The sequence below is a fragment of the Acinetobacter sp. 826659 genome, from assembly GCF_000588515.1.
Lineage (GTDB): Bacteria > Pseudomonadota > Gammaproteobacteria > Pseudomonadales > Moraxellaceae > Acinetobacter > Acinetobacter pittii.
In genome coordinates, this window is the sequence record NZ_JFYD01000007.1 from 1 (window position 1) to 22,203 (window position 22,203).

At 38.5% G+C, this 22,203-nt stretch carries 25 protein-coding genes and 1 rRNA gene; 8 read left to right on the plus strand and 18 right to left on the minus strand.

Annotated features, from left to right (window positions below; all coding sequences use genetic code 11):
* Positions 1-220 precede the first annotated feature (220 nt).
* Positions 221-335 (plus strand): 5S ribosomal RNA (gene rrf, locus J663_RS14485).
* A gap of 135 nt (positions 336-470) precedes the next feature.
* Positions 471-1,001, plus strand: coding sequence for an NMCC_0638 family (lipo)protein (locus J663_RS19765; RefSeq protein WP_033850616.1), 531 nt, complete (start codon positions 471-473; stop codon positions 999-1,001).
* A 62-nt stretch (positions 1,002-1,063) separates the two neighbouring features.
* Here the strand turns inward: J663_RS19765 and J663_RS14495 are convergent, their stop codons facing one another.
* The 3 genes from J663_RS14495 to J663_RS14505 form a co-directional block, all read right to left on the minus strand.
* Positions 1,064-2,437: a dihydrolipoyl dehydrogenase gene (locus J663_RS14495; RefSeq protein ID WP_032005590.1), complete on the minus strand. Its 1,374-nt coding sequence runs from the start codon at positions 2,435-2,437 to the stop codon at positions 1,064-1,066.
* An 82-nt stretch (positions 2,438-2,519) separates the two neighbouring features.
* Positions 2,520-3,716 (minus strand): hypothetical protein, encoded by a 1,197-nt coding sequence (locus J663_RS14500; protein WP_033850621.1) that lies wholly within the window; start codon positions 3,714-3,716, stop codon positions 2,520-2,522.
* Positions 3,717-4,079: 363 nt separating this feature from the next.
* Complete coding sequence (locus J663_RS14505; RefSeq protein WP_002116083.1) at positions 4,080-4,415, minus strand: TIGR01244 family sulfur transferase; 336 nt, start codon at positions 4,413-4,415, stop codon at positions 4,080-4,082.
* Between the two features lie 192 nt (positions 4,416-4,607).
* Between J663_RS14505 and J663_RS14510 the strand changes: the two genes are divergently transcribed.
* The 3 genes from J663_RS14510 to J663_RS14520 are packed head-to-tail and all read left to right on the plus strand — an operon-like array spanning position 4,608 to position 6,360.
* The gene (locus J663_RS14510) at positions 4,608-5,504 is read left to right on the plus strand and encodes an alpha/beta hydrolase (RefSeq protein ID WP_005064153.1); all 897 of its coding nucleotides are present in this window, start codon (positions 4,608-4,610) and stop codon (positions 5,502-5,504) included.
* Positions 5,505-5,942 carry a thioredoxin TrxC gene (gene trxC / locus J663_RS14515; RefSeq protein ID WP_003655112.1) on the plus strand — a complete coding sequence of 146 codons (438 nt, stop codon included), beginning with the start codon at positions 5,505-5,507 and terminating at the stop codon, positions 5,940-5,942.
* Between the two features lie 55 nt (positions 5,943-5,997).
* Complete coding sequence (locus tag J663_RS14520) at positions 5,998-6,360, plus strand: acyl-CoA thioesterase (RefSeq protein ID WP_050598828.1); 363 nt, start codon at positions 5,998-6,000, stop codon at positions 6,358-6,360.
* Between the two features lie 70 nt (positions 6,361-6,430).
* Here the strand turns inward: J663_RS14520 and J663_RS14525 are convergent, their stop codons facing one another.
* The 3 genes from J663_RS14525 to J663_RS14535 all read right to left on the minus strand — a co-directional run bounded on the left by J663_RS14525 (position 6,431) and on the right by J663_RS14535 (position 8,031).
* Positions 6,431-6,937: an ester cyclase gene (locus J663_RS14525; RefSeq protein WP_033850624.1), complete on the minus strand. Its 507-nt coding sequence runs from the start codon at positions 6,935-6,937 to the stop codon at positions 6,431-6,433.
* A gap of 76 nt (positions 6,938-7,013) precedes the next feature.
* On the minus strand, positions 7,014-7,508 hold the full coding sequence (locus tag J663_RS14530; protein WP_033850627.1) for a DUF4442 domain-containing protein: 495 nt from the start codon (positions 7,506-7,508) through the stop codon (positions 7,014-7,016).
* 34 nt (positions 7,509-7,542) lie between these two features.
* A complete protein-coding gene (locus J663_RS14535; RefSeq protein WP_032055429.1) occupies positions 7,543-8,031 on the minus strand; it encodes a YajQ family cyclic di-GMP-binding protein in 489 nt (162 codons plus the stop codon).
* A gap of 91 nt (positions 8,032-8,122) precedes the next feature.
* On the opposite strand from J663_RS14535, the gene J663_RS14540 reads away from it, so the two are divergent.
* Positions 8,123-8,437, plus strand: a complete 315-nt coding sequence (locus J663_RS14540; protein WP_002116171.1) for a rhodanese-like domain-containing protein — start codon at positions 8,123-8,125, stop codon at positions 8,435-8,437.
* A gap of 37 nt (positions 8,438-8,474) precedes the next feature.
* Here J663_RS14540 and mnmC read toward each other — a convergent pair whose 3' ends face one another.
* From mnmC to J663_RS14560, 4 genes are read right to left on the minus strand one after another with little or no spacing between them, the layout of a single operon-like run.
* The gene (gene mnmC / locus J663_RS14545) at positions 8,475-10,349 is read right to left on the minus strand and encodes an FAD-dependent 5-carboxymethylaminomethyl-2-thiouridine(34) oxidoreductase MnmC (protein ID WP_033850629.1); all 1,875 of its coding nucleotides are present in this window, start codon (positions 10,347-10,349) and stop codon (positions 8,475-8,477) included.
* 23 nt (positions 10,350-10,372) lie between these two features.
* Positions 10,373-10,843: a hypothetical protein gene (locus J663_RS14550; protein WP_033850631.1), complete on the minus strand. Its 471-nt coding sequence runs from the start codon at positions 10,841-10,843 to the stop codon at positions 10,373-10,375.
* A 4-nt stretch (positions 10,844-10,847) separates the two neighbouring features.
* Entirely contained in the window at positions 10,848-11,150 is a 303-nt protein-coding gene (locus J663_RS14555) for a YciI family protein (protein WP_002116400.1), read from the minus strand.
* Positions 11,151-11,184: 34 nt separating this feature from the next.
* Positions 11,185-11,799 (minus strand): septation protein IspZ, encoded by a 615-nt coding sequence (locus J663_RS14560; RefSeq protein WP_033850634.1) that lies wholly within the window; start codon positions 11,797-11,799, stop codon positions 11,185-11,187.
* Between the two features lie 44 nt (positions 11,800-11,843).
* On the opposite strand from J663_RS14560, the gene J663_RS14565 reads away from it, so the two are divergent.
* Entirely contained in the window at positions 11,844-12,695 is an 852-nt protein-coding gene (locus J663_RS14565; RefSeq protein WP_033850635.1) for a PHP domain-containing protein, read from the plus strand.
* Between the two features lie 6 nt (positions 12,696-12,701).
* Here the strand turns inward: J663_RS14565 and J663_RS14570 are convergent, their stop codons facing one another.
* Together J663_RS14570 and radC are read right to left on the minus strand one after the other, a co-directional pair.
* Positions 12,702-13,613 (minus strand): bestrophin family protein, encoded by a 912-nt coding sequence (locus tag J663_RS14570; RefSeq protein ID WP_005064169.1) that lies wholly within the window; start codon positions 13,611-13,613, stop codon positions 12,702-12,704.
* Positions 13,614-13,674: 61 nt separating this feature from the next.
* Positions 13,675-14,394, minus strand: coding sequence for a RadC family protein (gene radC / locus J663_RS14575; protein ID WP_079284363.1), 720 nt, complete (start codon positions 14,392-14,394; stop codon positions 13,675-13,677).
* A gap of 99 nt (positions 14,395-14,493) precedes the next feature.
* Here radC and coaBC point away from each other — a divergent pair, with 99 nt between their 5' ends.
* Positions 14,494-15,747 carry a bifunctional phosphopantothenoylcysteine decarboxylase/phosphopantothenate--cysteine ligase CoaBC gene (gene coaBC / locus J663_RS14580; RefSeq protein WP_002116235.1) on the plus strand — a complete coding sequence of 418 codons (1,254 nt, stop codon included), beginning with the start codon at positions 14,494-14,496 and terminating at the stop codon, positions 15,745-15,747.
* Between the two features lie 70 nt (positions 15,748-15,817).
* Here the strand turns inward: coaBC and secF are convergent, their stop codons facing one another.
* The 6 genes from secF to J663_RS14610 form a co-directional block, all read right to left on the minus strand.
* Positions 15,818-16,783, minus strand: a complete 966-nt coding sequence (secF, locus tag J663_RS14585; protein ID WP_014207646.1) for a protein translocase subunit SecF — start codon at positions 16,781-16,783, stop codon at positions 15,818-15,820.
* 8 nt (positions 16,784-16,791) lie between these two features.
* Positions 16,792-18,693 (minus strand): protein translocase subunit SecD, encoded by a 1,902-nt coding sequence (secD, locus tag J663_RS14590; RefSeq protein ID WP_033850638.1) that lies wholly within the window; start codon positions 18,691-18,693, stop codon positions 16,792-16,794.
* A 51-nt stretch (positions 18,694-18,744) separates the two neighbouring features.
* Positions 18,745-19,074, minus strand: a complete 330-nt coding sequence (gene yajC, locus J663_RS14595) for a preprotein translocase subunit YajC (protein ID WP_002116168.1) — start codon at positions 19,072-19,074, stop codon at positions 18,745-18,747.
* 97 nt (positions 19,075-19,171) lie between these two features.
* Positions 19,172-20,305 carry a tRNA guanosine(34) transglycosylase Tgt gene (gene tgt / locus J663_RS14600; protein ID WP_002116306.1) on the minus strand — a complete coding sequence of 378 codons (1,134 nt, stop codon included), beginning with the start codon at positions 20,303-20,305 and terminating at the stop codon, positions 19,172-19,174.
* A gap of 152 nt (positions 20,306-20,457) precedes the next feature.
* Positions 20,458-21,027, minus strand: a complete 570-nt coding sequence (locus J663_RS14605) for a LemA family protein (RefSeq protein ID WP_033850639.1) — start codon at positions 21,025-21,027, stop codon at positions 20,458-20,460.
* A gap of 85 nt (positions 21,028-21,112) precedes the next feature.
* A complete protein-coding gene (locus tag J663_RS14610) occupies positions 21,113-22,141 on the minus strand; it encodes a hypothetical protein (protein ID WP_033850641.1) in 1,029 nt (342 codons plus the stop codon).
* Positions 22,142-22,203 lie beyond the last annotated feature (62 nt).

The window sequence follows — 22,203 nt, forward strand, 5'->3', positions numbered from 1 at the left end:
TGACCAATACTAATTGCTCGTGAGGCTTGACTATACAACACCCAAGCAGTTGTATATGAAGCATCAATCAATTCATAAATATGCAAAGCAACTTGATTTAGTTAAACACTTAGCTAAAATGAACAACGAAAATCAGACCAATCAGCCCATCTGTAAAGATTTGGAAAACGCAACGTATCACACAGTGAATAAAACGAAGCAAGTATCCATAAACAGTTGTGCTGGCGACCATAGCAAGAGTGAACCACCTGATCCCTTCCCGAACTCAGAAGTGAAACCTCTTAGCGCTGATGGTAGTGTGGGGTTACCCATGTGAGAGTAAGTCATCGCCAGCTCATTATTCTAAACACCCCCGTTCTAATGAATGGGGGTGTTTTTTATTACGATAAAAAAATCTAAATCCCCAACTAACTTTAGAATGAATTATGATATAAATCACATTATTTAAAATGATAACAAGAGTATTAATAATGAAATTTTCAGAATTTAAAATATTTTCCTTTATATTGGCTACAACACTGAGTTGTAGTTGTATATATGCTAATGAAACTGTGAAAAGTTTGTATAGTACAAAAGCCTTTTTAAATATTTGTGTAAGTTCTAGAGGAAATCCTGAATTAATAAATAAACAAGCAAAAAATATGGGATTTATCCAAATGCCTAATGAATATGCTGCACATTTTTTAAAAGATTATAATGGTCATGCATGGATGATAAGTTCCTCTGAAGGAAAATTTGTTATTACTCAACTCGATAATGGCGTATGTTCATTATTTATAAATAAAGGAAATTCAACTGAAATTCAGAAGAATTTAGAAAGCTGGCTACCTCCACAATCTACGGGCCTAACTTATAAAAAAGAAGTATATAAAGATAAGAATTTGACCACAACAAATTATATTATTTCTAAAAATGGGAAGGCTTTAGAAACATGGATATATACTAGTTCATCTGAAAAGAATGCTTCATTAGTTGCGGTTATTTCCCATCAAATGAATTAATTAAAGCAATGTGAAGTAGAGAAGAGCCAATTTTTATTAATAAAGAGCTCTTCTAAAATCGATTATTTCAGTTGTCTACGCGCATGCTTTAGAGCAGTGCGAAGACCTTCTTCTAAAGTCGGATGATAAAAGGGTTTCTCTAGAATATCATTTAGCGTTAATTCTTCACCGATTATCCAGCTTAATAAATGGGCCATATGTTCAGTTGCTTCTGTAAATAGCTCAGCACCTAGAAGCTTTTGGCTTTTTCGTTCTATATAAACTTCAATTGCACCTTTATTTTTTCCAAGAACTATAGCTCTTCCTTGTCGTTCATAAGAGGCTTCGCCTGTAATAAAATCTATACCTTCATCTTTTAATTGCTTATAACTTTGACCTACGATCGCCATTTCAGGATGACTAAAGACAATTCCTAATGGAGTAAGTGTCTTAACTGAGTTTACCTGCGGATAATTTAAGCAGTTATAAACAACTTTTTTACCTTCATGAGCTGCTTCATGTTGTAGTGGTGTTGAGGTGTAAGCGTCACCGACAACAAAAATTGGATATGTATCTAGCTGCTTAGTTTTAGCATTTACAGGTAATAACTTAATATCTTTGAATGAATTATCAATATTTTCTAGTTTTAAAGTATCAATTAAACTTGTACGGCCGGTTGCAGCTAAAACATATTCAACTTCGAGAGTTTTCTCTGTTTCATCAAATTGGTAAGTTAATACAGCGTTTTCCTGACTGCATTTAACTTCACTCGGTAAAGTCTCGAATAGAATTGTTAATTCTTTTCCTAGCTCTTTTTGAGCAAGCTGTTGAAGTCTAGAACTAGTTAGGATTCCAATTCGTTTACTGCGAGCGAAGATTGTTGTTTCTACACCTAGACGATGCATAGCTTGTGCGATCTCAAGAGCGATCACACCACTACCAATTACAGCAATAGATTTAGGAAGTGTTTTTAACTCAAATATTTGGTCTGTTGTTATAAGCCGGTTTCCTAATTCTTGCTTCCAAATTTGATCATAATTAGGAGTTGAACCAACAGCCAGAATAAAACTTTTTGATTTATACCGTTTTCCGTTAACTTCTACAGTTTGTGCATCAATAAAATATGCTTTGCCAGAAATTTTATGCTCAGTCGGCCATTGATCTACATCTTTTAAAGTTGCTTGTGTAAATCTGTTACGTAAAGTTTGTACATGCTGCATCACTTGATCAGTATTAATATTTGCAGATACGTCTAAAGCAACCTCTTGAGCATTTTGAATGTCAAACATACGGTTTGCTGTAGAGATGAGAACTTTACTTGGCATACAGCCTACACGGGCACAAGTGGTATCCCATGGTCCATCATTTATAATTAAAATATTGTTGGTATGTTTAACGGCTTCTTTGTATGCGCTAATACCAGCAGTACCTGCGCCAATGATAATAATATCGAACATTGTCATTAAGCTATTTTAATAGATATTTAGAATATATAGAAAAACCCTCTTAAACAGAGGGTTCTGTCCTAATTATTTAGCTTTAAAATGTAAAATTTTGCATAAAAGGTGTTTTTAGGGTTGTTGAAACAGTCCCATTTTGATTAATAGATTGACCTTCAATGCTTATCCCATTAATAACATGCTTAAAGTCTAATGTAGTTCCATTCAAGCTTTGTTTGAAAGTAAAAATATTTTGTCCTTCTAAATAAATACTACCATTAAATTTCTGTGCATTCGTTGTTGGTGATTCATTTTCAACTCGGCTTCCTTCAAGGCTAGTAATACTTGGTAGGCTCAATATTTGGTGATTATTAGCCATTACTTTATACGTCGCATTGTTCGTATTACCAGGAGTTGAGTTCACAACAAATGAAATTGGCTCTGCAAAAGGGACATTAGGATTGTCATTAATGAGTACGTTGAAACCAGAACCACCTTGAACTATATAGAGATCACCATCAATTGATGTATTATCTTTATAGACACTCATTGCACCCGTGGTTACTTCTTTTTCAGTTGGTTGGCCAGTCTCTGGATCTTGAACTAGAGCGGTTGTCGTAATTTTATAATCACTTGTGGCAGCATTAATTAATACGAATCTTTTTTGCTTGGTTTGTTCAAGTCCCCATGACTGTTGGAAAGGATAAGCAAACGCACCTGTAATAGTTACATCTTGAAAGTTTTTATCATTATTTTCATTTTCAAAAATATAAATTCTGGTATTTGATTGATAGTCCTGTAAGTTCGGAGATATATTGTCGTTTGCCAGTTTAATGTTCTTCAAGTCGTCTGCTGTAATATCAAAATCCCAATCATTATATCCAGTGAGTAAAGTTTTTATTTCTTCCCCTTTAAATACATAGCAGGCGCGGTAGTCTGTAGTACTCTTGATAAAACATTTATCTCGATAGTGGTCGGAGTACTTAGTAAGATCTACTTTTCGAATGTCTAAGGTTAACTTAAGTGGTCCTTGAGCGAAGGTATCTAGTGCATGATCAATATAACCTTTTGATAACTTTTCGTCGTTAAGAGCATAAGCACCAAATAGATATTTACCTTCTTGTTTTACATTATTTAAAACTGAGGTCGCTAACTCCTGATCTGGTGATGGAGTGGTTGGTGTTGTTGTAGAACCAGAATTTGAATTTTGATTATAGTAGCCATCATTGCCACCCCCACCACAAGCTGTCAAAAAAGCAGCCAAAGTAACTCCACATACTCCTTGAGTAAGTTTCATGATTATCCCCATTAAAATGATAAGTTATTTAAAATAATTTTTTAGGTTTATAAAATAACATATATTTCATGAGGTTGCTCATGATATTTATAGGCAGGGTAACTGATTAAATGCGTGTACCCATCGTTACCCCGACAGTAGGTTTTACTTGCATTGAGGAGCATGCGCTAACGATTAAACAGCTTAAAAGAACGAAAATAAATTTATTCATAGAAAATTAATAAATGAATCAAAAGATATAAATACTCTAAATTAATATTATTTTTAGTTCTGTTGAGTTCGTGCAGAGATATGCAAAATAATTTATCAAAACCCTACTTTAAAAAAGAAAATAGGGTTTTAAAGAGAATTAATTTCTTAAACTTAATCGTCTAATAAATCCATTTGTTTTGCTAATTGATATAGGTTGTTTGAACGGTTTCCTGTGCGGCAGAACATCAGCACAGGTTTTGGCAATTCATTATAATGATTAGCAAAAGTACGTACATCTAGTTCAGTAATTTGTCCAGCTACAACAGGTTGATAAACATAGTCTAAGCCTACTTGACGTGCTGCTTCTTCAATCTGAGCGCTTGTAGGTTGTTCTGGGCCGCCTTCCATATCTGGTCGGTTATTAATAATAGATTTAAATCCTTTTTCTACAACTTGGCCAACGTGTTCTGGACCAATTTGACCTGCGAAACCAACATTATCTGACATTTCGTCACTCCAAAATTTAACAAAACCTCTTATGCTGTATCATAGCATTAAGCTTAACCTGAGATACAAGACACTAAAACGTTGTTCCTACATAGATAAAACTTATGTCATAGAACAGCTCTAGATTTTTAAAAGGCGATCAGGATGTTTTTTGTAAATTCATTACTTCGACCATAATGCCACGGAGCACATATGCACGCTTATACGGTTGAGCCTTTATATGTTCCATGTGATCAGGAAATGATCGCAGCTGACTTTTATATTCCAAAAACAAATAATAAATCTGCGGTAATTATCATGGCGCATGGTTTTGCCGGATTGCGTCAATTTAAACTTATTCAGTATGCCCAGCGATTTGCTCAAGCAGGTTACGCTGTTATTTTATTCGATTACAGATATTGGGGTGGCAGTACTGGCAAGCCTAGAGAAATGGTCTCCATCAATTCACAATTAGAAGATTGGAAGACAGTGATTCAGTATGCTTCGACTTGTAAACTCGTAGATAACCGAAGGATTGTGCTTTGGGGAACTTCTTTAAGTGGGGGATATGCGCTAAGCCTAGCTTCTGAGTTAAAGAATATTCAAGCAGTTTTAGTACAAATTCCCTATGTAGATGGTGCTGAAACTGCCAAGCTCTATCCTTTGCAGCGCTATCCCCAAGCATTAAAGCTATCGAGTCAGGATTATATGGGATCAAAGATGGGGCTTAACCCAAAGAGGTTACCTGTTGTTGATCAACATAACCTATGCTTTATGCCTACGGCTGATAGTTATTATGGCTATTTATCGATTGTAAATCCTGATTATTATTGGAGTGGGGAAGTTCCTGCTCGTGTCTTTTTTAATCTGATGCGCTACCGTCCAATCCAAGTTGTGCGCCAGATTAATATTCCTGTTTTATTTATTGCTGCTCAAAAAGATTCACTTATTCCTATTGAGTCAAGCCGTGAAGCTGCGACAAATATTGCGCCTTTTGTGAGTTATCATGAATGGGATATGAAACATTTTGATATCTATCACGGTTCATGGTTTGAAAAAGCAGTGACAACCCAATTAGAATTTTTACATCAGCATATAGGAGTGATGTAAATGATTATTGTATGTGCATCGTGTGGTGCTAAAAACCGAGTTCCGGAAGAAAAACTTCCAGAGCAACCAAGCTGTGGGCAATGTCATCAGCCATTACTACCGCTTGCACCTATTGAGCTAAATGAGCAAAATTTTAGTAACTACATCACGAATAGTGATCTACCTATTCTTATAGACTTATGGGCAGAATGGTGTGGACCTTGTAAAATGATGGCTCCACATTTTGCGCAGGTCGCAAAACAGAATCCAGGCGTTATCTTTGCCAAGATTGATACCGAAGAATCTCCTCGCTTGAGCCAAGCTTTTCATGTGAGAAGTATTCCGACACTTGTCTTAATGAATAAAACGACAGAGGTCGCGCGTATTAGCGGTGCATTACGTGCGCCTGAATTGCAACAGTGGCTCGATCAACAACTTCAAACGAATTTCGGGAGCTAAGGGGTCAGAAGCTTATACCAAACCAGAAGGAATTTTATCCTTACAAACGATTGCCATGCCAGCAGATACAAACTGGAGTGGTGATGTATTTGGTGGATGGATTGTGTCACAAATGGACTTGGCTGGAGCAATTCACGCAGAACGTTTCAGTCGTGGTCGCTGTGCTACGATTTCTATTAATCAAATGACCTTTTTGGTTCCGGTAAAAGTTGGCTTTGTCATTAGCTGCTATACCAAGATCTTAAAAGTTGGAAATACTTCTATTCAGATGCAAATTGAAGTTTGGGATAGTCATGATGACTCTCGTGAACCAATACGCATTACTGAAGGAGTCTTTACCTTTGTAGCAGTAGATGTAAAAGGTAATAAGCGTCAAATACCTGAAGAAGCGAAACAAAAGTTTTTGGAAACTCAATAAGAATCAGAAAGCCTGAATATTAGTATTCAGGCTTTAATTTTTATTCAAAAGAAAAACTAGTTTTTAGAAATTAAAACATCGTATTTGTATTTTTGCTTTGCTCAGGAATATTTTGTATCACATCCCAATGCTCTACGATTTTTCCATTTTCAACACGGAATATATCAACAATCGCTCTTCCTCGATCTTTTGCGTTTTCAGTGGAATGAACATGTAAAACGACAAGATTACCTTCAGCAATCGCACGTTTAATCTCATTTTTAGCTTGAGGATTCTTTTGGAATTTTTCAGTAAAGAAATTAACGAAAGGTGCTTTACCATCTGGCACATTAGGATTGTGCTGAATGTATTGTTGACCAATATAGCGATCTGCATATTCTTTGACTTTATGTTTTAAAAAGACACCTTCATAAAAGTCGGTCACTATTCTTTTGTTTTGAGCACTTACTTTATCAATAGCTTCTGATTTAGCCGAAGTTACTTTACTGGTTTTAATGCTGGGTTCAGTCGCGTGAGAACTTATAGTTGTAAATATTAAACTGGTAAATAAAGAGGAAAGAATTAATATTTTTTTCATTTTTAACCTCAAGATACAAAATATTAGTTTTATATCTTGAGGTAAATAACCGTCTAAAAATACTTTAGATTAGTTACTATTTCTTACGTTTAGGTAACCATGCCCAGAGCATTTGGCATTGAATTGGTTCATTGCCTGTATCATCAATCACAGTAACAGGAATCACAAGTTCACCTTTCTCATTATCTGCAATAAACTTTTGTTGTTCAGCAGACAATGTTGCTGTAGCAGTCAAACCGCCTTCAACCACTTTTAAATAATCTACATGTAATGATTTGATTAATAAAATTCGATTATCGGGAATATGTAAACCGGTTAGAAAACCTGTTGCAGTTTCTGCTAAAAGAGCCATAGCCGCAGCGTGGACGCCTTTAATATGATTCTGCATATTTTTTTGGTTATCTAAACGGACAGTAACGTGGTTTGAGTCTACTTCTAGATAGCGGATATTTGCTGTACCCACCATTGGCACGATACGACCAAACGCCTTGCTCCAAAGCGTGCTCCGAATGCCTTTAGGGAATTTTGAAGTTGCTTTTACCAGTTTTGATAGACGGTTGGATTGAGACATGGGATTACCTTAGCTTTAAATGGCCGACAAGATATTAATCTTTAAAGTTATTAAACTGTAATGGCACACCGAATTGTTGTTCACGTAAAAAAGTCATGACTTGTTGTAAGGTGTCACGCTTTTTATCAGTCACACGAATTTTGTCGCCTTGAATAGAAGATTGCACTTTAACGCCACTTTCTTTAATGGCTTTATTAATTTTTTTTGCAGTATCAGAGTCAAGACCGTCTTTAAGTTTAATGACTTGTACAAAATTTTTGCCTGAAGCAGAGGCTTTTTGTGGATCAAGTGCTTGAACATCAATTTTACGTTTATAAAAATGATTTTCTAACATGTTATAAACTTGTTCACACTGGAAATCACTTTCGGTACTGATTTTGATTTCTTTATTTTTTTCATTTAATTCGATAGAAACATCGTGACCACGAAAGTCAAAGCGTGTGGCAATCTCTTTTTGTGTGTTTTGTACAGCATGATTAACTTCAAATAACTCTAATTCAGAGACAATATCGAAAGAAGGCATAGTTTAGACCTTTACAAAGGGAAAGAATATTTGAGATGCTAAGAGGGTTTTCTTCATTTGCCAAGTGTTGTTTACATCAAAGGAGTGCACAATGATCCGTAAACAAGAAATTACAACATTTGAGTTCCCAGAAAATGCTGTTATCTGGGATGTCCGTGATACTAATGCTTATGCAGAAGGGCATGTTAAAGGTGCGGTGAATCGCCCAATTAATGATTTGAATGCTGATATTTTGAACCAGGTCTCTGCGGGTCAGCCGATTTATATTTTATGTGGTGGTGGTAGCAAAGCTCCTCGTGCAGCTGAGAAACTAGAAGGATTGGATGCCTCGCGTGAATATGTCGTGCTGATGGGCGGGACACGTGCAGCTCGTGATGCCGGCTTGCCTCTAGAGCAGGGCGCATAAAAAAAAGCACCTTCGGGTGCTTTTTTATTGAAGTGAATTATTGCGGTTTAAAATAAGGCTTTTTAGGTTTCACTTTCTTTTGAAACCGTTGAGGATTCAATTTTTGTAATAGGCGGTCCGGTACCGGGCAAGCTTCTCCTAATATTTGAGCAACTAAGATTTCACTGCACAGGGGTGCAAATAAGAAGCCTTTAGAGCCAAGCCCAGCAAAAGTAGCAATTCGGCTATTGTCCTGCATTTTTCCAACCAGAGGAAAATAATCCAAGCTTTGAGCCCGTATAGATGCACGGCCTTGCCATGTCGAAGGTAATGGTAACTTTTCAGCATATTCAGGGAATACACTGTGGATTAATTCAAAGTTATGCACATGGTCTTCGGGCAGTACATCTTGATCTTCACGATTTGGGTAGAAAGACGCACCTAAAATCATTTGTGAAGCATCAAGTTGCATGCAATAGCCGCCATAGCTATACGCTTCATTTAAAGGTAGAGGAGCAAATGTATTATCAACCCAGCTGACTTGTCCACGTATTGGTTTTAACTGTGGATAGCTGTCAAATAAAGCAGCACTTTCTCGAGCGCAGCACACAACAACATGGTCTGCTTCTGCAATAATTTCATTATTGGTTTGCAATTGAACTTTATTTTCAGAAGAAATAAGTGCTGTGACATGAGCAATTTTGAGATTGATACATGGATGCTGCAAAATTTCATCACGTAATTGATGTGGTGAGACAGAGCCAGCCTCAGTTAGTAATATGTTTGAATAATCAGTTTCAAGTGAGTTCGCTGAGTTGGTAACAACTTGAGCTGGATACTGATTTACCAAATCAAGAAGTTCATCTGCATTTTTTAATGCAATTTGCTGGATTTGAAGTGGGCGGAATGCATTAAAATTTTTATAAAAATTTAAAGCATGTTGCCAACTTAAGGTCATGAGATGTTCATGACTTTGTTCAATTGGGCATAGTTTCGGATTAAGTAATGCCAAAGGGTTTCCAGACGCGCCTGATAACGGATTGGTTTGCTCGTATAAGGTCACTTGGTGTCCACGTGCTGCAAATGCACACGCCGTGCTTAAACCTGCTACACCAGCCCCTATAATCGCAATATGCTGTTGCTCTGTAGCCAATGCGTGAGTTTGTCCTAATTCTGTGGAACCCTGATCAGATTCAGGCAGCTTCCAGACTGCTTTGAGCATTTCTCGTTTATGGCCAAAACCACGTGGACGAGAAATATCGATACCATGTGTTTTTAGTCCACGTTTTAAAATGCCAGCAACACTAAAAGAGGCAAATGTAGTGCCATAACCTGAAAGACGGACAATATTGTTTAAAACATTTTGTTCCCACATGTCTGGGTTACAAGACGGTGCAAAGCCATCTAAAAACCAGGCATTTACAGCTTTAGTTTTAACCATGCTTGGAAAAATTTCTTGCGCATCTCCAAGCCAGAGATCGATGCTAAAACGTTCTTTAGGGAAAGTTAAACGATGACATCCGGCAATAGGCAGGGGATATTGTTCAATTAGCTGCTCTGCAAGCGGTTTAAGTTCATCCCAGACATTTAAAGCGCGAATAAGATCAGCTTTACTTAATGGAAATTTTTCCACGCTAATTGCATGTAAATGGCTTTGATTATTAGGACGGACTTCCTGCCAAAGTTGCCAGAGTGCAAGAATATTTAAACCCGTACCAAAACCGGTTTCTCCTACACTGAAATATTCAAAATCTTTTAAATTGGCTAATCGTTCTGATAAGTCATTACCATTTAGAAAAACATGTCGTGTTTCAAGTAGGCCATTATCTTTAGAGAAGTAGACATCACCAAATTGTTTAGAAATGGGAATCTCGATACCATCGACGAATTCCCAGTCCAGCTCTGCTGTTTGGATACGGTTTGATACGTTCATTGAGTTTAATAGATCGCTTGGTATTACCACTGGCGTCGACGTTTTGTATGAATATAACTAGCAATAAAGAAACCTAGTAATACGCCACCTGCTAAGGTAACAGCGCCATATAAAAACATTTGTGCACTTCGTTCACTTTGTAAGACTTGAACCTGAACAGAGAGATTATCATTTTTTAACTGTAACTCTTGGTTCTGAGCCAATGCTTCAAGGTTGGCATGTTCTAGCTGTTTTAAGCGAGATGCTTGATCTTGAACTAAGGCTTTGATTTTTGCGTCTTGCTGTTGCTTATTCTTTGCGAGCTGTTCTGCTGTAAGTGGTTGTGCTGCAGTTGGTGCTGTTTTGACTCCAGTTGCCGATGTTGGAGCTGGTTTAGCGGCTTGAGTTGAAGGCGCACTTGGAGAAGGAATTGCTGGTGTCGCAGCAGGTTCAACTGCTCCAGCAGTTGAACATATCAAACACAAGCCAAGAAAGCTTTTGATTGCAAGCTGCATGCGATTACCCTTTTGGAAATGCTTTATTAAACGGTTTTACATCAACGTGAGCATAAATGCCTTCCTTAAGAAATGGCTCTTCTTTTAACCATTCATCTAATGCTTCGCGACTGTCGAATTCAACAATCATGGTGCTACCATAGAAGCCTGCTTGCGGATCATTAGGATCTTTTGGCATAGCACCCGCTGTAACAAGGCGGCCTTCATCATCGAGTTTTTGTAAGCGTTCGATATGCTGAGGGCGTACTGCCAAGCGTTTTTCTAAAGTTCCTTCGTTATCGGTACAGCTTAGAACAAAAAAAGGCATGTAATCGTATCTCTATAATTAATCAGGAAGCATTTTAAGCGTCTGGTGACTTAAAATGTTTACGTAAAATAATGAACTGAATAATGATAAATGAAAACATCACGATCATGTCACCAAATGCAGTAAATTCGCCCCAATATTTTCCACCGTGAAATAAAAATGCGAAGAAAACATGTAGACAAGACATCACGACAAACATCGCTGCCCAAGCGAAATTGAGATTTTTCCAACCTTTTTCACTCAAATCTAAAATCGGGTCAAATAAGCGTTGAATGAGTGGTTTACGATCTTTACCAAACCAAGGCGAAATCAAGAATGCGCCTGCGAAAACTAAATTTAAAATCGCAGCTTTAAGACGAATATAGAAATCGTCACTTAACATGAGGGTGATGCCACCAAAAATGACAGTCATAAACAATACAAACCACTGTTGTTTATCAAGACGGAATTTTTGGAAAACGAATAGGGCACCATATACCACAAGCATTGAAATAATTAAGCCAGTCGTCGCTACAAGAATATTATTATTATCGGCACCACCAGCAGACCCGATCAGTTTCAGTAAAGGATGCTGGGTGTCAGTTGGATCAACTGTTTTATATAAATAGAAGAAAATAATTAATGGAACAAAGTCCAGAAGTGCTTTCATGTTAGAGTATCTGATCAGGTTTGGCGAATGGCATAGTATAAAAGATGCAAGGCATAGATTTACATACACATAGCAATATTTCTGATGGAACTTTGTCTCCGGAATTACTGGTGCAAGCTGCTATTGATGTGAACTTGCATACGTTGGCTTTGACTGACCACGATACAATGGATGGGTTGCAGCGTGCAAAAATTGCTGCACAAGGCTATGATTTAAATATTATTTCTGGTACAGAGATTTCTAGTCAGTGGTCGCGCCCAACCACTAAAAAGAGTTATGGTGTACATATTGTTGCTTTAAATATGCAAGATGAAGCACCAATTTTAGAAGCATTAGAACAACAAAAAAGAATTAGGGCGCAAAGAGCTAAAGTGATTTGTGAGCTATTAGAAAAATGTATTGGCTTTCAGATTTATGATGATGTTCTTGCCAAAGTAGAAAATCAGCCGGATAGGGTAACAAGAACTCACATTGCTAAAACATTGGTCGAGAAAAATGTCGTGACTCGTCCTCAACAAGCATTTGATCGTTTCTTAAAAGAAGGAAAACGTGCTTTTGTAAAGTTTGAAGGACTAAGCTTAAAAGAAACCATTGATGTGATTCATCAAAGTAAAGGCTTCGCAGTATTAGCACACCCGACCCGTTATGATTTATCTGCAACTAATGTTCGTTATTTAATTGAATTATTCGCGACTTCAGGTGGAGACGCAATTGAGTTACCTCCACCAATGGAACCTCTATCTACTCGCCAGATGATTGATCGAATGATTGAACAATATCAGTTGGCAGTTTCAATTGGCAGTGATTTTCATGGTGAAAATATGCCATGGATTAAACTAGGAAATACGCCTAAACCCACTGATAAGCAGCATGGGATTTGGGAACGTTTTCTTTAATCGAGCTCAGAGTAAGTTGTTATCTTGAGCTTGAATTGGAGGAGGTGTTGGTTTACCTAGAGTCCCTAATAACTCAATCTCGATACTACGTACCATTGCATCTAGCGGTAAATCATTACTTTGGGTACCAAAAGGCTCTTCAATTTCAGAGCTTAGAGCATCCAGACCCAAAAATGTGTATGCCAAAATTCCGACGAGTAAAGGTGTTGCTAATCCAAGCAATGAACCCAGACTAAACGGCAACATAAAACAGAAAAAATAGACTGTGCGGTTAAGTAAAACTGAATAAGCAAATGGAATAGGTGTATTGGCAATTCGGTCACAGCCAGTTTGTACGACGCTTAAGTCGGCAACATTCTTATTCATTTGTGCATAAATGATGTCAGAAATTTCACCTTCTTTAAGTGCCTGCAACAATTCCCAGTGAATGAGACTGAGCGTGTACTGAGGAGCATTATTTTGTTGGTAGAGTTGAGTGAGTGCTTGCTGACTCATACCACTGGTTTGTATTAACTCAGTTGGGTTCGCCGTCTGACGACGTAAACGGTCACGCAATACATTAGCAAAAACAATCACATGTTGAATAACGCGCTCACGGCGAGCTTGAGTTAAAATACGGCAGTCACGGTCAAAATGGCGCGAAGTTGCAATGAGAACGCCCCATAATTTTCGAGCTTCCCACCAACGGTCATAACACGCAGTATTTTTAAATCCTAAAAAAATAGAAAGTACGACACCAATGAGCGTGAAGCCAACCAAAGGAATCTCTGGAAAGCGATAAAGATTGATGTATTCGACTCCACCAATGATTGCCGAGATCAGCATCACAACGCCTAGGGATGGCAAAATTTTGGGTAAAATTGTGCCTCGCCAAGAGAATAAAACTTTGAAAATACTAGGCTGTTCCCGAACAATCATTTTATTTTAAACGTCGCTATTTTTGTTTTGATCTTCTAGGCTTAGTAGTACTTTGTCAATATCATTGAACTGATATTGTTGCTGGGTTGAGCAGTTGTTGTTCAGCAAAGGAAAAGCTCCCTTCTGGTGAGATAATAAAATGGTCAAGCAGACGAATTTCGACAAGCTGACAAGCCTGTTCAAGTTGCTGAGTTAAGGCAATATCTTCGGAAGACGGCTGCGCTGAACCAAAGGGATGATTATGTGCAATAACGAGCTGACAAGCATGTTGCTGTAAGGCGTAGCGTAGGGTTTGATTGACCGAAACTGCGCAATGCTGAACTGAACCAAAGAATAGCTTTTTAAAATGAAGCTTTCTTAATTCAGGATCTAGACACAAAACCGCAAAGACCTCTTGTTTTTCGCCTTTTAATTCATAGCGCAGATAATCCAAAACTAAATCTGATGAATGAAGGCTGAGATTATTTGTCTGGAAATGATGATCGAGATAACGCCGTCCAAGTTCTTTTACTGCCAGTAATTGTGAATATTTCGTTGCCCCAATGCCATTAAATTGAGTTAACTCACTAAATGAGGCATCAAACACGGCATTAAGATTACCGAAGTGCTGAATGAGTAAACGAGATAACTCGACTGCTGAATATTGCCGTGAACCTGAGCGAAGAAAAATCGCGAGTAGCTCAGCATCTGATAAACTTTGTGGACCTTGTTGTAATAACCGTTCTCTTGGCCGTTCTTGTTCAGGCCAATTTTTAATAGAAGTATTCATATTCCCCAGCATTATTCGCTTAAAATTTTATTTTGTTTGCCCAATCAATCTTGGGTCTGCGCGTATTTAATGCTATTGTGAGCGCCACTGCAACAGAAAGGTATCCTGTTCGTGAGCTTTGATCTAAGCGTTATTCCTCATAAAAACATTGTTTTAGCTGTTACTGGCGGAATTGCTGCCTATAAAAGTGCCATCTTAGTCCGCCGCCTCAAAGATTATGGCTTTGACGTGCGAGTAGTGATGACACATGGTGCTCAGGCATTTATTACACCATTAACTTTTCAGGCTCTTTCTGGTAATCCTGTTCATACTGAACTTCTAGACCCTGCGGCTGAAGCGGGTATGGGACATATTGAATTAGCACGTTGGGCTGATTTATTACTAGTCGCACCAGCAAGCTGTGACACATTGGCTAAATTTGCGAATGGTTTGGCAGATGATTTACTCAGTACAGTTTTTTTGGCAACAAAATCTCCTGTCTGGGTAGCTCCGGCGATGAACCAGCAAATGTGGGCTGCTAAAGCTACACAACGTAATTTGCAAACCTTAGTCGAAGATGGCGTACATGTGATCATGCCGGATGCGGGTGAGCAGGCTTGTGGTGATGTCGGCTTAGGACGTATGCCTGAGCCAGAAGAAATTGCTCGCCAAGTCGCTGGCTATTTCCATCAAGCTCAACGTGCTATCGCTGAGAAATTTGGACTGTTGGCAGGTAAACGAGTGGTTATTACTGCTGGACCAACACGTGAAGCGATTGACCCTGTCCGTTATATCTCAAACCATAGTACTGGAAAAATGGGCTTCGCTTTAGCTGCTGCTTGTTATGCTGCTGGCGCGCAAGTGACTCTGATTGCTGGACCTGTAAGTTTAGATACGCCAAATGGTGTTCAACGTGTAAATGTTGCCTCAGCACGACAAATGCTTGACGTCAGTATGAGTTCACTAGAAACAGGCTGCGATATTTTTATTGCGACTGCGGCAGTCGCAGACTATCGCGTAGCAGAAGTTGCTGAGCATAAAATTAAGAAAGCAGGGGATGAGTTGAATGTTTCCCTTGTCAAAAATCCAGATATCGTGGCGACAATCGCAGGTCAGGAAAAACGTCCATTTATGGTGGGCTTTGCTGCCGAAACACAAAATGTTGAAGAATATGCGGCAGGAAAACTTGTTGCAAAAAAACTAGACATGATTGCCTGCAACGATGTATCACGTGCTGATATTGGGTTTGCTTCTGATGAGAATGCGATGACAGTTTTCTTTGCTGAAAGCTATCACATGAAAAAGCGTGAGTTAGAGAAAGCATCTAAGCAAGAAATTTCTCAACAATTGGTTGAAGCAATTTCGGATGCCCTGCGCCGTAAATAAATAATTTTTGAATCAAATAAAAAAACCGCGAATGAATCGCGGTTTTTTTATTTGTCTTAATTTAGACAGCTTAAGGAATTTCATCCTCAAATTCAGGTTTAACCTGAACGATGAAGTCTTGGCGGTTAAGACCACGCCATAATGCAAATGCAGTACCGATATAAATCGAAGAATAAGTACCAACAAATACACCAACAAACATTGCCACAGAGAACCAGTGTAAGCCATCACCACCTAAGAACATCATCGCTAGAACAACCAGCAATAACGTCATTGATGTATGAATAGTACGACGTAAAGTCTCAGTTAACGCAATATCAACGATTTCACGAGGAGTCGCACCGCGAATTTTACGGAAATTTTCACGGATACGGTCTGACACTACAATGTTATCGTTAAGCGAGAAACCAATAACAGCAAGTACCGCAGCTAACACTGTAAGGTCAAATGGCCATTGGAATAATGCAAAAGCACCAATAATAATGATGATGTCGTGGAATAAAGACATTACCGCACCCATCGCGAGTTTAAACTCAAAGCGGATGGTTACGTAGATCAACATTAAGATAAGTGCAAGTGCAACTGCACCAGCAGAACGAACATAGAGTTCGTTACCAACTTGACCACCAACAGAGTCCACTTTATGAACTTCGGCAGCATTATTTGGCAACTGCACTGCTTTAGTAATCGCATTATTAAGGTCTTCAACCTTAACTTCTTGTACTGGCATGCGCACAAGTAAGTCTTTATTACTACCTAAAGTTTGTACTACAGCATCTTTAAAACCAGCTTTATCGAGTGCCTGAATAACTTCAGATTGATTGGCTGGTTGAGCATAGTTAAGCTCAGCTGAAACACCACCGGTAAAGTCCAAACCGAGGTTAAGACCTTTAGTCGCAATAAAGAAAATACTCGCCAAAGTAATAAGGATCGAGAAGATTGCTGCAGGTTTAGCAATCTTCATAAATGGGATGATTTTTGCATCATCCGGACGACCATATTGTTTTGAATCTTGTTGAGTCACTTTAGTCATCATCGATCTCCTTAAATGCTCAACTTTTTCAAATTACGACGTTTGCCATAAATGATTTGTACGATTGCACGAGTTACTGTAATTGCAGTAAACATCGAACAAATAATACCGATCATTAATGTCACGGCGAAACCTTTGATTGGGCCTGTACCAATTGCAAACAAAATGAATGCAACAAGGAACGTGGTTAAATTCGAGTCAAAAATGGTGTTATAGGCTCGATCATAACCGGCCACAATGGCCTGTTTAGGTGAGGCCCCCCAGAGCATTTCTTCTCGGATACGCTCACATATCAATACGTTGGCATCGACCGCCATACCAATGGTAATAACGATACCGGCAATACCCGGTAAGGTGAGAGAAGCTCCAATCCATGACATTACGGTTAAAATCATTGCCAAGTTAAACACAAGAGCAAAGTTCGCGATTAAACCGAATAGACGGAAGAAGACCACCATCCAGATTGCAACGAGCAAGAAGCCGATTTGAGTAGACAATACACCTTTATCAATGTTTTCTTGACCAAGGCTTGGACCTACTACACGCTCTTCAACAAAGTACATTGGCGCAGCCAAAGCACCAGCACGAAGCATTAATGCAAGTTCAGATGCTTCTTGAGGAGAACTTAAACCGGTAATACGGAAAGTCGAACCTAAAACAGCTTGAACTGTTGCAGCGTTAATGACTACAGACTCAGTGTATGGCGTACGAACTTCTGTTTGTGCACCAGTTTTTGGATCTGTGACATAGTTAATTTTTTGCTTGTTCTCAATGAACAATACCGCCATGCGTTTACCAACTGCATTACGGGTTGCATCGGACATTAGCTTACCGCCAGCGCTGTCGAGCGTGATATTTACTTCGGCACCGCCAGAGTCCTGACTAAAGCCAGAGCTTGCATTTTGAACACGCTCACCAGTCAAGATTCGGTTACGTTGCAACAAGAGTTGACGGCCGCTATCTAAAGACTCATAAGCAAATACTTCTGTACCCGGAGGTAAAGGTTGACCATTATATTTACCCGTATATGGATCGATATATTGATCATTTAAGTCAGAAACTAAACGGAATTCGAGGTTCGCAGTACGCCCTAAAACACGTTTAGCTTCAGCTGTATCTTGTACACCCGGTAATTCAACAACAATACGGTTGCTACCCTGACTTTGTACCAATGCTTCTGCAACACCAAGTTCGTTAATACGATTACGTAATGTTGTTAAGTTCTGATTTACCGCATATGACTGAATTTCTTGGCGACGTACATCGGTATAAGTAAGCTTTAAAGTAGAACCTGTAGAGCTTGCTAATGCCTGTTGGGTATATTCATTCCCATTACGACGTAAAAAATCCATTGCTGCATCACGGTCAGCATTGTCAGCAAATTGAACAGTGATCACATTATTTGTTAATGCAAGACTGTTAAATTTGATCTTGTTTTCACGGAACTGACGACGCAAATCGGTGGCAGAGGTTTCCATACGTTGGGCAACGGCTTTGTCCATATCTACTTCAAGCAAGAAGTGGACACCACCACGTAAGTCCAAACCAAGTTTCATTGGTTTTGCCCCAATCTTTTGCAGCCATTCCGGTGTGGTTGGTGCAAGGTTTAGGGCGACAACATATTCATCACCTAAGTCACGACGTAATACTTCTTTTGCCTTTAACTGCGCTTCAGATGAACTGACACGCAATAGGGCAGCATTATTTGTAAAAGTATTGTCATGGCTCGCAATATTTGCTGTTTTTAAAATTTGCTCTGCTTTTTTCACCACACTTTGATCAATTTGGGTACCAGCTTTGGCACCGGAAATTTGAACAGCGGGCTCATCCGGATATAGACTAGGCAGTGCGTATAATGTACTGATTACCAGAACAACCAGAATCAGTAAATATTTCCATGCAGGGTAACGCATTCGCTTTCTTCTTAAATGAAAAAGCCGTGCTAAAGCACGACTGTTTTATGATTAAAGGTTATTTAGAGTGCCTTCAGGTAATACTGAAATTACGCTGGCACGCTGAATTTTTACTTCTACACCACGGCTAAGTTCAACAACTGCATAGTCACCTTCAATTTTGGTTACTTTGCCCATTAAACCGCCAGCAAAAACAACTTCACTACCAACACCTAAGCTCTCGATTAAAGAACGGTGTTCTTTAGCACGTTTTGCTTGAGGGCGCCAAATTAAGAAATAAAAGATTGCAACGAATACGACAATCATCAAGATGTTTGGCAAAATACCATTAGTTGGGCCAGCTGCCGGTGCTGCATGAGCAGCAGAAATTAAAAAGCTCATTTTGATTTCCTAAAGTTAAAAATTTGAGTCAGATAACTGACATAATCCTAATTCGTTTTGCAATTTACCTTGTCTTGAGGTTGAGCGCAAATCTGACTTATTCATCAACCGGACATGGTGGAACTTCTAAACCACGACGGGCATAAAAGTCCTGAACAAATTCATCAAATGTGCCATTGTCTAATGCATCACGCATACCTTCAGTTAAACGTTGGTAATAACGTAAGTTATGAATAGTACCGAGCATAGACGCTAACATTTCTCCACATTTTTCAAGGTGGAATAGATAAGCACGGGTGAAGTTCTTACAAGTGTAGCAATCGCAATGTGGATCGAGCGGGCTCTGGTCATGGCGATATTTACTATTACGAATACGTACCAGACCATCAGTGACAAAATAATGACCGTTTCGCGCATTACGAGTCGGCATTACACAGTCAAACATATCGACACCGCGGCGCACCGCTTCAACGATATCTTCTGGTTTACCAACGCCCATCAAATAACGCGGTTTGTCATGCGGCATTTTATTCGGTAGATAATCTAAAACTTTGATCATCTCTTCTTTAGGTTCACCTACAGATAAACCGCCAATTGCATAACCGTCAAAGCCGATTTCTAAAAGACCATTTAAAGACTCATCGCGTAAGTCTTCATACATGCCACCTTGAATAATGCCAAATAACGCATTGTGATTTTTGAGCTCATCATGATGATGGGTTTTACAACGTTTTGCCCAGCGTAAAGAAAGCTGCAATGATTTTTGAGCTTCTTCATGTGTTGCGGGGTAAGGCGTACACTCATCAAAAATCATAACGATGTCAGAGTTCAAGACCTGCTGAATTTCCATAGAAATTTCAGGTGATAAAAATACTTTTGAACCATCAATCGGTGAGCGGAAAGTAACACCTTCCTCTTTGATTTTGCGCATTGCGCCAAGACTAAAAACCTGGAAACCGCCAGAGTCAGTCAAAATTGGCTTATTCCATTTAATAAAGTCATGCAAACCACCGTGTTCTTTAATCACTTCAAGACCCGGACGCAAATATAAATGGAACGTATTTCCTAAAATAATTTGTGCCTGAATGTCTTCGATGTCACGAGGTAACATGCCTTTGACTGTGCCGTAAGTCCCCACTGGCATAAAAACAGGTGTTTCAACAACACCATGTTCTAAAGTTAAACGACCACGACGGGCGCGCCCCGACTGACCTAATTTTTCAAACTTCATCTAAAAATCCTGAACACGAGCAGAGGCGAAGAAACAGTTCGCTGCTAAAAAGAGGGCTATTTTCCTTGATTCTGCGACGTAGTTCTACTACTAAATGTAGCTGGTTATAAAATAGATAAATTTCCGATAGTTTAGAGACTATTTTCTTCCTATTAAAAATTAGGTTTATAGTCAAAATTCTCATTCACGAGATTATCTCTAAAAGGGCGAATCGCTTTCTTGGATAAAGTTAAAGTGTTAATGAGATTGTTAGGGAATACTTCAATCTGGTTGTTGAACAGCTCGACATTACGGTTAAAAATGCTAATTGCTGCACCAACATTTTCATTTTGTTCCTGAATATCATCCATCATTTTGCTATAGAGCAAATCAGCTTTAAGCTCTGGATAATTTTCAACAACAACGTTTAAGCTTCGAATAAGCTCTTGGCTCATTTTCTCGATCTGTTGTAGCTGAGAAATATCAGTGTTATTCACATTTAAATTAAGAATTTGTTGACGTAATTGAGTAACCTTTTCTAATGTCGATTTTTCAAATTGAGTATATTGATTGAGTGTTGATTCGAGAGATTCCAAGGTCTTTACTTTTTGACGCTCGAAATTGGCAACTTCAGCCCAAGCTCTTTTAGTCGCATTAAAGTAACGTACGATGGTGTTACGGATGTGAACGCCCCAGACAATCAGTACGACGAAAATCCCCAAGAAAATAAATAAACCTGTCATTTTCACTCCTCTTATTTTTATTCCCTCATTGAGCCTTTTAACTTCTTATTTTTTGATAAGTTGCCAGTTCAGCGCTACGAGAGATTTATTTAATTAAATTAAGCATTAATTGCTGAAATTTTTCATATTTCGGCATATTCATGGTACGCAAGTGTCCACGTAATGTTGAAACATTATGAATTTCACTTTGCTTGCTGGTGGTCTGAAAAAGATCTTGTTCACCGAGATAACACAAAATTTGCTCTTCATGATGATAAATTAAATCACCTTTAAAGTGTTGAAAAAAATCATGAAGTTTTAAAGTTATGCTTGGGCTAACTTCTTTAGCTAATTGGTGTTGGGCAGTACCAAAAATATTGAGCTTTTGGTTTATCTGAATGTCAGTGCTTTGCCATTCAGTTAAGTAAGGTGCAAAAAAGCGAGAACGTTGGCTACTTACAGCAATACCCAATGCAGGCATTTGAAATATAAAAGCGCCCCATAGATCTCTATGGATCTCTTTAACTATTTTTTTATCACTATCCTGATTTTGAAGAATGGGTAAATTATTTACATAGTGATATTTGAACAGCAGAACTTGATGTTCCGTAATTCCATCATCCCACGTAGTCGAAGCAAACTGAGTAATTTCATTAGATTCATTACCCCGATTAAACAGTGGGAAGTGTTGTTTTAATTTGCTTAAGACTAAAATTGGTTGAGATTGAATAGGAAGATAGGCCGGTAACTGTTGAAACCGTAATCCATAACGTAAAGTGGTGATACGTTCTTCTAAATAGTGAATGACTTCGCTTAGAGGTTTTTGCGGTTCATAGAGCAAATAGGCCAGAAAACCAGTTAAAAATGCCCATAAGAGGCTCAAAATATATTGAATATGAGGATGAAAAAAGTATCCAAAGAATAAAGTCGTAATACTGCAAATACCTAACAAATACGGCAATACATTAACAAAACGAAGGTTAGAATCTTCACGCCATGGATGTAACGCATTTAAGAGTTCTTGATCTGTTTGTGACTTTTGTCCAGCATCCCAAAGTCGCGCAATATTGCGAAAAACCTGTGTATTTTTCTTACGTCTTATATGCAGAGCTTCTTGTACGGTATCAATTGGCATGGAAGTAATGAGGTCATTATCATAAAGTACTATTTTTAGATTATCTTTTAAATTGAATGAGA

Bases quoted from the DNA above. Each gene is read 5' to 3' on its own strand.
- J663_RS14555 (WP_002116400.1), bottom strand. From the start codon at position 11,150: ATGCCTTTTTTTGTTCTAAGCTGTACCGATAACGAAGGAACTTTAGAA.
- J663_RS14505 (WP_002116083.1), bottom strand. From the start codon at position 4,415: ATGTCAGATAATGTTGGTTTCGCAGGTCAAATTGGTCCAGAACACGTT.
- J663_RS14605 (WP_033850639.1), bottom strand. From the start codon at position 21,027: ATGACAGGTTTATTTATTTTCTTGGGGATTTTCGTCGTACTGATTGTC.
- secD (WP_033850638.1), bottom strand. From the start codon at position 18,693: ATGCGTTACCCTGCATGGAAATATTTACTGATTCTGGTTGTTCTGGTA.
- J663_RS14530 (WP_033850627.1), bottom strand. From the start codon at position 7,508: ATGTCTCAATCCAACCGTCTATCAAAACTGGTAAAAGCAACTTCAAAA.
- J663_RS14500 (WP_033850621.1), bottom strand. From the start codon at position 3,716: ATGAAACTTACTCAAGGAGTATGTGGAGTTACTTTGGCTGCTTTTTTG.
- J663_RS14495 (WP_032005590.1), bottom strand. From the start codon at position 2,437: ATGTTCGATATTATTATCATTGGCGCAGGTACTGCTGGTATTAGCGCA.
- J663_RS14550 (WP_033850631.1), bottom strand. From the start codon at position 10,843: ATGCAGCTTGCAATCAAAAGCTTTCTTGGCTTGTGTTTGATATGTTCA.
- radC (WP_079284363.1), bottom strand. From the start codon at position 14,394: ATGCTGGGGAATATGAATACTTCTATTAAAAATTGGCCTGAACAAGAA.
- J663_RS14610 (WP_033850641.1), bottom strand. From the start codon at position 22,141: ATGCCAATTGATACCGTACAAGAAGCTCTGCATATAAGACGTAAGAAA.
- J663_RS14565 (WP_033850635.1), top strand. From the start codon at position 11,844: ATGCAAGGCATAGATTTACATACACATAGCAATATTTCTGATGGAACT.
- yajC (WP_002116168.1), bottom strand. From the start codon at position 19,074: ATGAGCTTTTTAATTTCTGCTGCTCATGCAGCACCGGCAGCTGGCCCA.
- J663_RS14510 (WP_005064153.1), top strand. From the start codon at position 4,608: ATGCACGCTTATACGGTTGAGCCTTTATATGTTCCATGTGATCAGGAA.
- J663_RS19765 (WP_033850616.1), top strand. From the start codon at position 471: ATGAAATTTTCAGAATTTAAAATATTTTCCTTTATATTGGCTACAACA.
- J663_RS14520 (WP_050598828.1), top strand. From the start codon at position 5,998: ATGCCAGCAGATACAAACTGGAGTGGTGATGTATTTGGTGGATGGATT.
- J663_RS14540 (WP_002116171.1), top strand. From the start codon at position 8,123: ATGATCCGTAAACAAGAAATTACAACATTTGAGTTCCCAGAAAATGCT.
- J663_RS14535 (WP_032055429.1), bottom strand. From the start codon at position 8,031: ATGCCTTCTTTCGATATTGTCTCTGAATTAGAGTTATTTGAAGTTAAT.
- trxC (WP_003655112.1), top strand. From the start codon at position 5,505: ATGATTATTGTATGTGCATCGTGTGGTGCTAAAAACCGAGTTCCGGAA.
- J663_RS14525 (WP_033850624.1), bottom strand. From the start codon at position 6,937: ATGAAAAAAATATTAATTCTTTCCTCTTTATTTACCAGTTTAATATTT.
- mnmC (WP_033850629.1), bottom strand. From the start codon at position 10,349: ATGAACGTATCAAACCGTATCCAAACAGCAGAGCTGGACTGGGAATTC.
- tgt (WP_002116306.1), bottom strand. From the start codon at position 20,305: ATGAAGTTTGAAAAATTAGGTCAGTCGGGGCGCGCCCGTCGTGGTCGT.
- J663_RS14560 (WP_033850634.1), bottom strand. From the start codon at position 11,799: ATGAAAGCACTTCTGGACTTTGTTCCATTAATTATTTTCTTCTATTTA.
- J663_RS14570 (WP_005064169.1), bottom strand. From the start codon at position 13,613: ATGATTGTTCGGGAACAGCCTAGTATTTTCAAAGTTTTATTCTCTTGG.
- secF (WP_014207646.1), bottom strand. From the start codon at position 16,783: ATGATGACTAAAGTGACTCAACAAGATTCAAAACAATATGGTCGTCCG.